General features: G+C 67.2%; 10 protein-coding genes. 7 read left to right on the forward strand and 3 right to left on the reverse strand.

Annotated elements, in window-relative coordinates; translation table 11 throughout:
* Positions 1-984: 984 nt before the first annotated feature.
* Entirely contained in the window at positions 985-3,456 is a 2,472-nt protein-coding gene (locus ABZV91_RS24965; RefSeq protein ID WP_355246239.1) for a phosphoketolase family protein, read from the reverse strand.
* 480 nt (positions 3,457-3,936) lie between these two features.
* Between ABZV91_RS24965 and ABZV91_RS24970 the strand changes: the two genes are divergently transcribed.
* The 6 genes from ABZV91_RS24970 to ABZV91_RS24995 all read left to right on the forward strand — a co-directional run bounded on the left by ABZV91_RS24970 (position 3,937) and on the right by ABZV91_RS24995 (position 10,754).
* Positions 3,937-4,509, forward strand: coding sequence for an FKBP-type peptidyl-prolyl cis-trans isomerase (locus ABZV91_RS24970; protein ID WP_355246242.1), 573 nt, complete (start codon positions 3,937-3,939; stop codon positions 4,507-4,509).
* 355 nt (positions 4,510-4,864) lie between these two features.
* The gene (gene tig, locus ABZV91_RS24975; RefSeq protein ID WP_355246245.1) at positions 4,865-6,238 is read left to right on the forward strand and encodes a trigger factor; all 1,374 of its coding nucleotides are present in this window, start codon (positions 4,865-4,867) and stop codon (positions 6,236-6,238) included.
* 969 nt (positions 6,239-7,207) lie between these two features.
* Positions 7,208-7,798: an ATP-dependent Clp protease proteolytic subunit gene (locus ABZV91_RS24980; protein ID WP_039823336.1), complete on the forward strand. Its 591-nt coding sequence runs from the start codon at positions 7,208-7,210 to the stop codon at positions 7,796-7,798.
* Positions 7,799-7,884: 86 nt separating this feature from the next.
* Positions 7,885-8,550 carry an ATP-dependent Clp protease proteolytic subunit gene (locus tag ABZV91_RS24985; RefSeq protein ID WP_063038045.1) on the forward strand — a complete coding sequence of 222 codons (666 nt, stop codon included), beginning with the start codon at positions 7,885-7,887 and terminating at the stop codon, positions 8,548-8,550.
* 360 nt (positions 8,551-8,910) lie between these two features.
* On the forward strand, positions 8,911-10,191 hold the full coding sequence (gene clpX / locus ABZV91_RS24990; protein WP_030523255.1) for an ATP-dependent Clp protease ATP-binding subunit ClpX: 1,281 nt from the start codon (positions 8,911-8,913) through the stop codon (positions 10,189-10,191).
* A gap of 98 nt (positions 10,192-10,289) precedes the next feature.
* Positions 10,290-10,754 (forward strand): hypothetical protein, encoded by a 465-nt coding sequence (locus tag ABZV91_RS24995; RefSeq protein ID WP_355246248.1) that lies wholly within the window; start codon positions 10,290-10,292, stop codon positions 10,752-10,754.
* Positions 10,755-10,769: 15 nt separating this feature from the next.
* On the opposite strand, the gene ABZV91_RS25000 is transcribed toward ABZV91_RS24995, so the two are convergent.
* Together ABZV91_RS25000 and ABZV91_RS25005 are read right to left on the reverse strand one after the other, a co-directional pair.
* Complete coding sequence (locus ABZV91_RS25000; RefSeq protein WP_355246251.1) at positions 10,770-11,339, reverse strand: carboxymuconolactone decarboxylase family protein; 570 nt, start codon at positions 11,337-11,339, stop codon at positions 10,770-10,772.
* Between the two features lie 205 nt (positions 11,340-11,544).
* Positions 11,545-11,922: a nuclear transport factor 2 family protein gene (locus ABZV91_RS25005; RefSeq protein WP_355246254.1), complete on the reverse strand. Its 378-nt coding sequence runs from the start codon at positions 11,920-11,922 to the stop codon at positions 11,545-11,547.
* A gap of 455 nt (positions 11,923-12,377) precedes the next feature.
* Here ABZV91_RS25005 and mihF point away from each other — a divergent pair, with 455 nt between their 5' ends.
* Positions 12,378-12,692: an integration host factor, actinobacterial type gene (gene mihF, locus ABZV91_RS25010; protein WP_030523251.1), complete on the forward strand. Its 315-nt coding sequence runs from the start codon at positions 12,378-12,380 to the stop codon at positions 12,690-12,692.
* The last annotated feature ends 110 nt before the right edge of the window (positions 12,693-12,802 follow it).

Raw genomic sequence — 12,802 nt, forward strand, 5'->3', positions numbered from 1 at the left:
GATCGCGGCGAGCGCTCCGGCCAGCACGGCGGCGGCGGCGATTCGCTTCACGAATCCGAAGTTGCGGGTGATGGTCATGGCGTGCTCCGTTCTGTTCCGGCAGATAGAACTTCTACGGTGAGTCGATATATGTGGGTCCGTAGTTCTATGTGCCGCTATTTAACGGTACGGTACACGAGTGTTTGGATAAGCGGCTATGCATTTCCCATGCCTGGGAATGAGTTGCTCTGCCGCCCGGGGTGCCGCGCTACTACCGGCGACCGGCGCGCTTCGGACCCGAGAGTCGGTACGGCGGACGCCGTGCTGTATCCGTCCCGCTCACGAGCCGGGTCAGGGCCTCGATATCCAGGTCGTTCTCCGCATGGGCGACGTCGGCCTTGCGACCCCCGGATATTCGCGCAGCCGGGGCAGCTTCTCCGGCCGGAGTACTCGGGTCGGCGGATGGTCCGTCGGCACTGCGATCTATGGCTCTTGACGCCGGCACGATCGAGCGGCGGCTCAGACGGTCCGATAACGGCTGGTCAGGGTGGCTTTTGGCGCATATATGCGAACGCGCCCTGGCCCCCGCCCGTCCTACGCCCGACCGTCCCGCGCCCCGCCCACTCGACCCCCCCGACGCTCCCACCGCCGGCCACGATCACCCGGCCACCATCACCACGCCAGATCTGGACCGGCCCGAACACGCCGCCCGGCCCGGCGTCACCTCCCGCACCGTACGGCGCGATATCGAGCTCGCACACCCTCGGCAGTTCGGTCCGGGACGACCAGGGCGGCGGTTATCGACTCGTCTCGCGGCCGCTGGTCCGGGAGTGCCGACGGCATCGCGCGCGTGCATCCCGTACTCACGCGACACCGAGATTCCCTGGATCGAGGCCCACGCGGCGGACGGCGCGTCGCCGGTTCGGCCGCCGCCTGGCCGCCGTCATCGGTGAACGCGGTAAGCCGGCCGGCCCGATCCCGCGGCCCGAACCCGGACTACGCCGCTCAGGCCGGCGGTGGACCGGGCCAGCGCCAGTTCGCCACCTCGGGAATGTCCTCGCCGTGCTCGCGGGTCCAGGTACGGGCCCGCAGACGTGCGTCGGCCATCTGCTGGCGTAGCCCCGCCGCCTGCTGCCGTAGCGCCGGCACCCGGTCGATCACATCCATCACCAGGTGGAATCGGTCGAGGTCGTTCAGCATGACCATATCGAACGGGGTCGTGGTGGTGCCGCGTTCCTTGTACCCCCGCACGTGCAGGCCCGAATGGTTGGTGCGGCGGTAGGTGAGCCGGTGGATCAACCAGGGATAGCCGTGGAAGGCGAAGACCACCGGGGAGTCCCGGGTGAACAGGGTGTCGAATTCGCTGTCCGGTAGCCCGTGCGGATGTTCGTCGGCCGGGAGCAACCGCATCAGATCGACCACGTTCACCACCCGCACCCGCAGCCAGGGCAGTTCCTCGCGCAGGATCGCCGCGGCGGCCAGCGTTTCCAGGGTCGGTACGTCACCGGCGCAGGCGAGGACCACATCGGGGGTGGTGGCCGGTTCGTCGCGATGGCCCGCCCACTCCCAGATACCGATACCGCGGGCGCAGTGCAGTGCGGCATCGGTGGGCCCGAGCCAATCCGGTTGCGGTTGTTTACCGGCGACCACGACGTTCACGTAGTGCCGGGAGCGCAGGCAGTGGTCGTACACCGACAGCAGGGTATTGGCGTCCGGCGGGAGATACACCCGCACGATCTCGGGTTTCTTGTTCAGCACCACGTCGAGGAAGCCGGGGTCCTGATGGGTGAAACCGTTGTGGTCCTGGCGCCATACATGCGACGACAGCAGATAGTTCAGACTCGCCAGCGGCTGCCGCCACGGCACCTCCGCGCTCGCGTCCAGCCATTTCGCGTGCTGGTTGAACATGGCGTCCACGATGTGGACGAACGCCTCGTAGCAGGTGAACACTCCGTGCCGGCCCGTGAGCAGATATCCCTCGAGCAGGCCCTGGCACATATGCTCGGAGAGCACCTCGATCACCCGGCCGCGGCGATCCAGTTTCTCGTCGTGGACACCGATCTCGGCCTGCCAGTTGCGTCCGGTGACCGCGAGGATGTCCTGCAGCCGGTTGCTGGCCAGCTCATCGGGGGCGAAGGTCAGGAAATTATCGGGATTGTCCGCGGTGACCTCCCGCAACCAGCCGCCGAGCACCCGGGTCGCCTCGTGTGCCGTCCGGCCCGGCTCGGTGACATCGACGGCATGACCGCGCCAGTCGGGCAACCGCAGATCCCGAACCAGCGCGCCCCCGTTGGCCACCGGATTGGCGCTCATCCGCCGGCCGCCGGCCGGTACCAGCCGGCGTAACTCCGAGACGGGCGCACCGGTCTCGTCGAACAGTTCCTCGGGCCGGTAGGAGCGCAGCCATTCCTCGAGCACCACCCGATGCGACGCGTCGTCCCGGGCACTCGGTAGCGGGACCTGATGGGCGCGGAATGTGCCCTCCACCGGATCGCCGTCCACGATCGGCGGCCCGGTCCAGCCCTTCGGGGTGCGCAGTACGATCATCGGCCAGTGCGGGCGGGTGGTATCGCTTCCGTCCCGCGCGGCCCGCTGGATCTGCGCGATCCGCTCCAGGCAGGTGTCCACGGCGGCGGCCATGTCCTGATGTACCCGCGCCGGCTCGGCGCCGGCGACGATCAGCGGTTCGTAGCCGTACCCGCGCAGCAGCGAGACGAGCTCGTCCTCGGGGATGCGGGCCAGCAGGGTCGGATTCGCGATCTTGTACTCGTTGAGGGCGAGAATCGGCACGACCGCGCCGTCGCGCGCCGGGTTCAGGAACTTGTTGCAGTGCCAACTGCCCGCGAGCGGACCGGTCTCGGCTTCGCCGTCGCCCACTACGCAGAACACGGTGAGATCCGGGTTGTCCAGCGCGGCCCCGAACGCGTGCAACAGCGAATAACCCAGCTCCCCGCCTTCGTGGAAGGAGCCCGGCGTCTCCGGCGCGCAATGGCTGGGAACGCCTCCCGGAAAGGAGAACTGGGCGAACAGCGCGCGCATGCCCTCGCCGTCGCGCGGCACATGACTGTACAACTCGGAATAGGTGCCCTCGAGCCAGGCGCAGGCATTCGGTCCCGGTCCGCCGTGCCCGGGCCCGGCGACGAACACGGCGTTCAGATCGCGGGCCAGGATGGCGCGGTTGGCATGCACCCAGACCAGGTTCAGCCCCGGCACGGTGCCGAAATGGCCGAGCAGCCGGGGCTTGATGTGCTCCGGCGCCAAGGGCTCGCGCACCAGCGGATTCGCCATCAGATAGATCTGTCCCACCGACAGATAGTTGGCGGCCCGCCACCACGCGTCGAGGCATTCCAGCTCCTCGGCGTCCAAGGGGCCCGGGGCCGCCGACAGCACATAGGGCCGGGGCGCGACGGATTCACCGCCGCGACTGCCCACATTGTCGGCGCTGGTGTCCCCGCCTGCACTCGCCAACTGCGTCATACGCCTAACCTCCTGGAGGTCGTGGTCGCGCCGGGCTCCCGCACCCCGAGTGCGGACTGCCCCCACGATAGCTGGAGGTGTGCCACACTGCCCTCGGTTCGCCGATGGCGGCCGGCGGAACTTCTCTGCTCACACCCTCGCCTTACCCGTATCGCGAAGCGGAAACCGGTGCCCGCGCCGGGATCCGGCGGCCGCGGAGCCCGCGGCGCTGCCGCTGCCCCGCCCGACGGGCGCTGAGCCGTGCGCTATCTCGGCCCTCCCGCACCCGGCCGGATCGGCGCTACCGGGCCCGGCCCGGAGATTCGCCGCTCGTCGCCGGCCCGAGAGAACACGGCGGTATGTCCCGATGGCCGGGGCGGGAGTCGGTATCGCCCCGGGAGACTCCGCCCGATCGGACCGGGCCCGCGCGGACGACGGGTCGTCCGGGCCGGAGCGGTTCTTCGTGACAGCCCCGCGATGCCCGGCGGTAGGGTGCGGCACATGCAGACAATCGGCAGGATCCTCGCTGTCACCACCGTCGCCGCGGCCGCCTTCGGCCTCGGCGGCTGCGGCTCCGACGACTCCGGTGGCACCATCACCTCCACGACGGCCGATTCGTCCGCCGCGCCGGGGCAGACCGCACCCGCCGCATCGAAGGGCCGCGAATGCACGGCCGACGATATCGACGTCCAGGGCGGGTTCGGCGAAGCCCCGCAGATCACCCTTCCCGACGACTGCGACCCGCCGAAACGACTCGTGACCGAGGACCTCGTCCCCGGCTCGGGCCCCGGCGCCGCGCCCGGTCAGCAACTGACCATGAACTACGCCCTGGTCACCTGGTCGGACAAGCAGAAACTGGACTCCTCGTTCGACCGCGGTGAACCCTTCGAACTCACCCTCGGCGACGGTATGGTCATCCCCGGCTGGGAGCAGGGCCTCGAAGGTGTCCAGCAGGGTGCCCGGCGGTTGCTGATCATCCCGCCCGACCTCGGCTACGGCGCGGGCGGCAACGGTGTGAAACCGAACGAGACGCTGGTCTTCGTGACCGACGCCGTCTCCGTCCCTCGAGGATGAGCCGTCGGGGCTCGGCGAACGGTCGCCATCCGTGGTCGGGGCGGGTGCCGGTCCCGAAGCGGCGGAGCGAAGGCGCGCCGCGACCGATCGGCGGAGTGGAGAATCGCGGTCACGCGGGCCCCGACCCGCGCCGCCGTAAACACAGCACCGGGCTGCAGGGCGCGTGACCCGGTCAACTACCCTGGTCGGGATGCGTATCCCGGGCGCGTGAAACCGCAGGTGCTCGCCGCTTCGGACGATACGCCGAGGGTGCGTACCCGCGCGCCGTCGCCAGACCACGCGCCATCACCCGGCCACCAGCACGGATATCGTGCGGGCCGGCGAACACGAACCGACGAGAACAAGGAGCATGTCCGTGAAGAGCACCGTCGAGCAGCTGAGCCCGACCCGGGTCCGGATCAATGTCGAGGTGCCCTTCGAGGAGCTGAAGCCGGACTTCGATCGCGCCTACAAGGCCCTGGCCAAGCAGGTGCGCATCCCCGGCTTCCGTCCGGGTAAGGCGCCGGCCAAGCTGCTCGAGGCGCGTCTGGGCCGCGGCGCGGTGCTGGAGCAGGTCGTCAACGACGCCCTGCCCGGCCGCTACAGCGAGGCCGTCACCACCTCCGAGGTCAAGGTCATCGGCCAGCCGGAAATCGAGATCACCAAGATCGAGGACGGCCAGGAATTGGCCTTCACCGCCGAGGTGGACGTCCGGCCGGAGATCACCCTGCCCGAGGACTACAGCACCATCGCGGTCACGGTGGACGCCATCGAGATCACCGATGCCGATATCGACGAGCAGCTGCAGTCGCTGCGCCAGCGTTTCGGCACCCTGACCGGTGTCGAACGCCCGGTCCAGGACGGCGATTTCGTCTCCATCGATCTGTCCGCCACCGTCGGCGGCGAAGAGGTGCCGGAAGCGGCCACTTCCGGACTGTCGCACGAGGTCGGGTCGGGCCAGCTCATCGAGGGCCTGGACGAGACCCTGATCGGGATGTCGGCCGGTGAGTCGAAGGAGTTCACCTCGACCCTGGTCGCCGGTGAACACGCCGGGCAGGAGGCTACCATCACGGTGACCCTCGGTTCGGTCAAGGAACGCGAACTGCCCGAGGCCGACGACGAATTCGCTCAGCTCGCCAGTGAATTCGACACCATCGACGAGCTGAAGGACGATCTGCGCTCCCGCGTCGAGCGGGTCAAGAAGGTGCAGCAGGCCGGCGATATCCGCGACAAGGTGCTCGAGCAGTTGCTCGACAGCGTCGAGGTGCCGCTGCCCGAGGCCGTGGTGAAGGCCGAGATCGACGCGGTCGAGCACGACGCCATCCACGGCTTCGACCACGACGAGGCCAAGTTCGCCGAGGCGCTGGCGGCGCAGGGCTCGAGCCGTGAAGAGTTCGACGCCGACACGAAGGAAGCCGCCGAGAAATCGGTCAAGACCCAGCTGCTGCTGGACGCGGTCGCCGAGGCCGAGGGCACCCAGGTCGGCCAGGAGGAGCTCACCGAGCGCATCCTGTTCCAGGCCCAGCGCTACGGGATGGCGCCCGAGCAGTTCATCCAGCAGGTGCAGCAGGCCGGCCAGCTCGGTGCGGTCTTCGCCGACGTCCGTCGCGGCAAGGCTCTGGCCGAGGTCGTCGGCAAGGTGACGGTCACCGACACCGAGGGCAACAAGGTCGACACCGACGAAATGTTCGGCAACGCCAAGGAATCCGACGAGGAGACCACCGAGGAGGCCACCCCCCACGCGGAGTGACCCACGCGAGAATTGCGGTAGGAAGCCCTGAGACCTAGGCGGTGTTGGCAATCCGGAGACAGAAGATCGACAATCGTCCCCGGTGCGCGCACATCCGAAGCCTCGGGGTTTCTGCTTTCCGCGAGGATGGGGATGCCTCCGGTACGCGCTGTGCCGGGACTTCGAACGACGCGTGTGCACCCGGTGCCGAGTTGCGGCGCTCGGGGGCCGGGAAGAGCGAGTCGAGTCACGGGGAATCGAGACCGGGCTTGCTCGGGAAGGCGAGAACAAGTGGGCTCGCTCGTGAAGGCGCTGTGTTTTTTGGCGCGCCTTCGGCGCGCGGGGTTGAGGCCCCCTTGGTCTCGCCGTTTCGGCCTCGAGACTCGAGCCTTCGGCTCATGCGATGTGCGGTGGGCCGTCCACAGGGTGCGACCTTTGAGCACCTTCGGCCAAGGGCCGAGACGGGCCTCAACCCTTCAAGGTGTGTCGTAAAACTCGACTCATGCGGTCGCGTCGCACACCGAGTTCCCGATCTACGGCTGGTCAGGTCCGTCCACGGTGCTACGTGGTACTCGGCTCGATGTGTTGTGTCGCATGGCGAACCCTGGAGCGCGGGCTCTGCTTGCCCGCGTCCGCAGGTTCTGGAACGGTTTCCCTCTACGAACGGCCGCATCCTCCTGGTGCCGAGTTCAGCGAGGCCCACAAAGGGTTGCGGCCCGTCCCGCCGCTTTGCCGAAGGTGCTCAACGGTCGCACCCGCGGACGGCCGACCGCACATTGCATGCGCCGAAGGCGCGAGTCTCGGGCCCTGAACAGCGGGACCGAGGGGGCCGCAACCCCGCGGCGCCGGAGGCGCCGCAATCTATATTGCGCTCTGAGCGAATCGGGGTGGTACCGGGAGTTCGGTGCCGCCCTGCTTCGTTAATGTTTGTGACAGCAACGAGCCGGCGAGAGAAGGCAGGTATCCGTGACAATCAATAAAGCCGAGGTCATGACAGCTCCGACCGCTGGGCTCAATCTCAGCGATTCGGTGTACGAGCGCCTGCTGCGGGAGCGCATCATTTTTCTCGGCACCCAGGTCGACGACGACATCGCGAACAAGATCTGCGCGCAGATCCTGCTGCTGTCCGCGGAGGACCCGACCAAAGATATTTCGCTCTACATCAACTCGCCGGGCGGGTCGGTGAACGCGGGTATGGCGATCTACGACACCATGCAGTACGCCGAATGCGATATCGCGACCACCGCGATGGGTCTGGCCGCCTCCATGGGGCAGTTCCTGCTGACCGCGGGTGCTCCGGGCAAGCGTTTCGCCCTGCCGCACACCCGGATCATGATGCACCAGCCGTCGGCCGGTATCGGTGGTTCGGCCGCCGATATCGCGATCATGGCCGAGCAGTTCGCATACACCAAGCGTGAGCTCAACGAGTTGCAGGCGATGCACACCGGTAAGCCGGTGGACCAGATCAACGCCGACGCCGACCGCGATCGCTGGTTCACGCCCGAACAGGCGCTGGAATACGGCTTCATCGATCGTGTGATCACCAATGCGCGCCAGGCGGGCGGCACGGGCAGCAACTAGGGCGTTGTCGGCGGATCCGCGCCGGGTGCCGGCCGGATTCGCGAATCCGTCCAGCGGACAGCTCACTCACAGACTTGGAGACGAATATGGCCAATCCGAACGATCCTCGTGGCCTCGGCGGTATCGCCCCGGCGGGCCCGCAGTCGCGCTACATCCTGCCGTCGTTCATCGAGCATTCGAGTTTCGGCGTCAAGGAATCCAACCCGTACAACAAGCTGTTCGAGGAACGCATCATCTTCCTCGGCGTGCAGGTCGACGACGCGTCGGCGAACGACATCATGGCGCAGCTGCTGGTGCTCGAATCGCTGGATCCCGACCGCGACATCACGATGTACATCAATTCGCCGGGTGGTTCGTTCACCTCGCTGATGGCCATCTACGACACCATGCAGTACGTGCGCGCCGATGTCGCGACCGTCTGCCTGGGTCAGGCGGCTTCGGCGGCGGCGGTGCTGCTGGCGGCGGGAACCCCGGGTAAGCGGGCCTGCCTGCCGAACGCCCGGGTGCTGATCCATCAGCCGTCGGTCGAGGGCGGTATCCAGGGGCAGGTGTCGGATCTGGAGATCCAGGCGGCCGAGATCGAGCGGATGCGCCGGTTGATGGAGACCACCCTGGCGCGGCACACGGGTAAGGACGCCGATGTCATCCGCAAGGACACCGACCGCGACAAGATCCTGACGGCCGAGGAGGCCAAGGAATACGGGATCATCGATACGGTGTTCGACTACCGCAAGCTCAGCGCTCAGAAGTGAGGCGCTACCGGGTCCGGCGCGCCGTGTGAGCGGTACGCCGGACCGGCCGGGCGGCGGGGCCCGGCCCAGGTGGATTCCCGCTGCGGCGTGGCGACACACCCCGGATGGTTCGCTATCCGGAAAACGTGCCGTGACGCGGTATCCGCGTGAATCCCCGCACAACCGCGACGAGAAACCTGCCCGAGTTGTCGACCTCCATCGCACACACCGGGTACGGTCAAACCCAGGGACCTTTGTTCCCGGTTGACAGCACCGCCCTTCGATCCGGGTGATCGAGCCGGATTTTCTCCACCGCAGGCGGCGGTCGGCTGGAAGCTGGACGGATGGTTGCACGCGAACAAGGAAGTAGGGACCCACGAGATGGCGCGCATCGGCGACGGCGGCGATCTGCTCAAATGCTCGTTCTGCGGAAAGAGCCAGAAGCAGGTCAAGAAGCTCATTGCGGGACCAGGGGTGTACATCTGCGACGAGTGCATCGATCTGTGCAACGAGATCATCGAGGAGGAGCTGGCCGAGTCCAGCGAGGTCAAACTCGATGAGTTGCCCAAACCCGCGGAGATCCGGGATTTCCTGGAGAACTACGTGATCGGGCAGGATACCGCCAAGCGCACGCTGGCGGTCGCTGTGTACAACCATTACAAGCGTATTCAGGCCGGCGACAAGGGTCGTGACGCGCGCGGGGAGAGCGTCGAGTTGGCGAAGTCCAATATTCTGATGCTCGGCCCCACCGGCTGCGGTAAGACCTATCTGGCACAGACGCTGGCGAAAATGCTGAATGTACCGTTCGCGATCGCCGACGCCACCGCACTCACCGAAGCCGGTTATGTCGGTGAGGACGTCGAGAACATTCTCCTCAAACTCATCCAGGCCGCCGATTACGATGTGAAGCGCGCCGAGACCGGCATCATCTATATCGACGAGGTCGACAAGATCGCGCGCAAGAGCGAGAACCCGTCGATCACGCGCGATGTCTCGGGTGAGGGCGTGCAGCAGGCGCTGCTGAAGATCCTGGAAGGGACGCAGGCGAGTGTGCCGCCGCAGGGCGGCCGCAAACATCCGCATCAGGAATTCATCCAGATCGACACGACCAATGTGCTGTTCATCGTGGCGGGGGCGTTCGCCGGCCTGGAGAAGATCATCTCCGACCGCACCGGGCACCGGGGTATCGGGTTCGGCGCCGAGGTACGGTCCAAGGCCGAGATCGACACCACCGATCATTTCGCCGAGGTGATGCCGGAGGATCTGATCAAGTTCGGTCTGATCCCCGAGTTCATCGGCCGGTTGCCGGTGGTGGCGTCGGTGACGAACCTGGACAAGGACTCCCTGGTGAAGATCCTGTCCGAGCCCAAGAACGCACTGGTCAAGCAGTACATTCGGCTGTTCGAGATGGACGGCGTGGATCTGGAGTTCACCCGGGACGCACTCGAGGCCGTGGCCGATCAGGCCATTCTGCGGGGTACCGGCGCCCGAGGGCTGCGCGCCATCATGGAGGAAGTGCTGCAGCAGGTCATGTTCGATATCCCGAGCCGGGACGATGTGGCCAAGGTCGTCGTGGACGCGGATACGGTGAACGACAATGTGCTGCCCACCATCGTGCCGCGCAAGCGGGAGCGTCCGGAGCGCCGCGACAAGTCGGCCTGAGGCACGCGCGAATCGCTGCCCGACGCGACGGGGCCGGTCCGGAACCGGCCCGCAGTACTCGGTGACCCCTCGGCATTCGTGCGATGGAGGAGCAGGTCATGGTGACGCGGCTGTCTGGGCGGCATATCCGGTTCGCGCGGTGCGTCGACACCGATACGCCCACGCGGGTCCACCGCGTGGGCGTACTGCTGTCGGTGACAGCGGCGGTGCTGCTCGCCTTCCTGGGCGCGGCGCCGCCGGCCGGTGCGACCGTCCGCGAGGTCAGCGTGACCCCGGACCTGAACGCCGGTATCCGGACGAACTACGGCACCGGGTGCAGCTACACCGTGCGTGCCTGGCTCACCGAGGCGGTGACCGCGGTGACCTTCCTCGACAACGGGATCCCGTTCGCCACGGTCGCACCGGCCGGCGGTGGGCTGGCGCTGGTGCACTGGGTGCCCGCCTCCGAGGGGGATCACACCCTGCAGGCGGTCCAGCCGACCGGCGGGAACGACCAGGCGCCGTACGTGCGGGTCTTCGTCGGCCGGGGCGAGCACATCGGCTACGCCTGCTGGGTCATCTGAGCCGCGCCGGCGGTGTCATGCCCAGGGCACGCGGCAGGAATCGGTGCCGAATCCCTGCGCGGTGATGCCGAGGGCGTGGTTGTTGCGGGCCCGCGAGTTCTCCAGGGCGATCTGATAGGTCAGCTCGACCAGTCCCGCCTGGCCGAAGCGTTTCTCCAGGTCGGCGACCTGTTCGTCGGTGACGGTCATCGGAGTGGCGGTCATGGCGTCGGCGTAGGCGATGGCCGCGCGTTCGTCTTCGGTGTAGTGCGGTGACGTCTCGTAGTCCGCGATGTGCTGGAGCCGCTCGATGTCCAGGCCGTCCAGCCGTTGCAGCATGGTCCCGAAGTCGACGCACCAGGAGCAGCCGACGGTCCAGGCCGTGCGGTAGACCGCGATCTCGCGGATCGCGGCAGGCAGCTTCTTCGACACCTTCTCGGCGAGCATCTCGTGTACGCCGCCGGCCACCAGCAGGCCGGTGTGGTGGGCGCCCACGGCGAATGGTTCGGGGACTTCGCCGAACCGGCGTTTGGCGAACCAGTACAGTGCCCTGGTCAGTAGCCCAGCATTCTCCGGGGCCACGGCCGGAATGCGTGATGTGCTCATCGGGTCTCCTCTGAGGTGGGTTCGTTTCCCTGCAACTCGGACGAGACAGCGACCCGCGACGTGACGCCCGGACCGCCTGCTGTGACCGAGCGCACCCGTGCCCTGTGCTCAGGGTATGCCGGGTGCGCGATACGGGCCAGGCCGGTGACGGGCTGCCCAGGGGTGGAACGAGTGGCGACTCAGTGCAGACGAGTCGCCGCGCGGCTCATTCGGGCTCCACGGACATATCGTCGGCGCCCCAGTAGGCGCGCATCCGGACGATTCGGCCCTCCGCGTCGAACTCCATGGTGTCGATCGGGCTGAGGGTCATGCGGTGTCCGCCCGCCCGGGTCACCAGAGTGAATACGAAGGCGGCGTGATTCCCGGCGATCCGCACGGTGTCCGGGGCCAGACTGGTTTCCCGCTCCAGGCTCGTGATCACGTCGTAGAACTCGCGGATGGCCTGGTGCCCCTGTTTGGGCTCGGTGCCGATCGGGTCCTCGATCACGGCGTCGGGCGCGTAGAGATCGACGATTTCCGCGGTCGGTCCCGAGCCGACCAATTTCACGTACTGCTCGACTACGTCGCGGATCTCCCGTGCCATCACCACTCCTACCGAAAATGAAACGTGTTCTAGATTTGGAAGCGTAGCAGTCGGTGGCGCGTCCGGTCGCCCGATCGCGCCGGAGAAAGATATGCGCATGAATGTCCGCCACTTCGGCGTAGCGGGGAAATGCCTGGTTATCGCGCTGACCGCGCAGGGCGGGCGGGTATCTCCGCTGACCCCTCGGTTCGCCGTTGAACCGCCGCCGTGCAGGTGTCCGTCTGCTGTGAATTTCGCAGCAGCGGGTTCGAGTGTTACGTGTTCCAGGCGTTCTTCCGTGCCGGATCCCATTGACCGGTCCGCCGGTATCCGGGCCCCCACCGGGTGATCGAATCAGAAATCATTGCTATGACTGCAGGTCCGGACGGTGTGTCGATCGGTCGGTGTCGGTATTGTGATGTTGAATCGACCCGGTCAAACCAGATGTTCGAGCGATGAGTGAAAGCGGAGGAGATATGGCACTGCCAACGATGACCGCGGAACAACGCACGGAGGCTCTGGCCAAAGCGGCGGCGGTGCGCAAGGCGCGCTCCGAACTGATCGGTCAGGTGAAAGACGGCAAAGTCTCTGTCGCCGACCTGCTGCGCAAGGCCGATAGTGATGAACTGGTCAAGAAGACGAAGGTGGTCGCCGTGATCAAGGCGCTGCCCGGCGTCGGCCCGGTGAAGGCCGCCAAGCTGATGGACCAGGCGGATATCCCGGAGGATCGCCGGATCGGCGGGCTGGGCGCTCGTCAGCGGGCGGCGCTGCTGGAGGCGCTGGCCAACTGAGGAGGTGGAGCGTTCGATAGTGGACGCTCCGAACTCCGGCCGTGGCCGAGCCGGTCGGTGACACGACCGGCGTGGCCCGGCGGGCGGCTGTCGCGAGCCGCCGTACCCGA

It is taken from the genome of Nocardia sp. NPDC004568 (genome assembly GCF_040609955.1).
Taxonomy (GTDB): Bacteria; Actinomycetota; Actinomycetes; order Mycobacteriales; family Mycobacteriaceae; genus Nocardia.

Coding starts and splice junctions, on each gene's coding strand:
- mihF (WP_030523251.1), top strand. CDS start 12,378: ATGGCACTGCCAACGATGACCGCGGAACAACGCACGGAGGCTCTGGCC.
- ABZV91_RS24965 (WP_355246239.1), bottom strand. CDS start 3,456: ATGACGCAGTTGGCGAGTGCAGGCGGGGACACCAGCGCCGACAATGTG.
- ABZV91_RS24980 (WP_039823336.1), top strand. CDS start 7,208: ATGACAGCTCCGACCGCTGGGCTCAATCTCAGCGATTCGGTGTACGAG.
- ABZV91_RS25000 (WP_355246251.1), bottom strand. CDS start 11,339: ATGAGCACATCACGCATTCCGGCCGTGGCCCCGGAGAATGCTGGGCTA.
- ABZV91_RS25005 (WP_355246254.1), bottom strand. CDS start 11,922: ATGGCACGGGAGATCCGCGACGTAGTCGAGCAGTACGTGAAATTGGTC.
- ABZV91_RS24970 (WP_355246242.1), top strand. CDS start 3,937: ATGCAGACAATCGGCAGGATCCTCGCTGTCACCACCGTCGCCGCGGCC.
- ABZV91_RS24985 (WP_063038045.1), top strand. CDS start 7,885: ATGGCCAATCCGAACGATCCTCGTGGCCTCGGCGGTATCGCCCCGGCG.
- ABZV91_RS24995 (WP_355246248.1), top strand. CDS start 10,290: ATGGTGACGCGGCTGTCTGGGCGGCATATCCGGTTCGCGCGGTGCGTC.
- clpX (WP_030523255.1), top strand. CDS start 8,911: ATGGCGCGCATCGGCGACGGCGGCGATCTGCTCAAATGCTCGTTCTGC.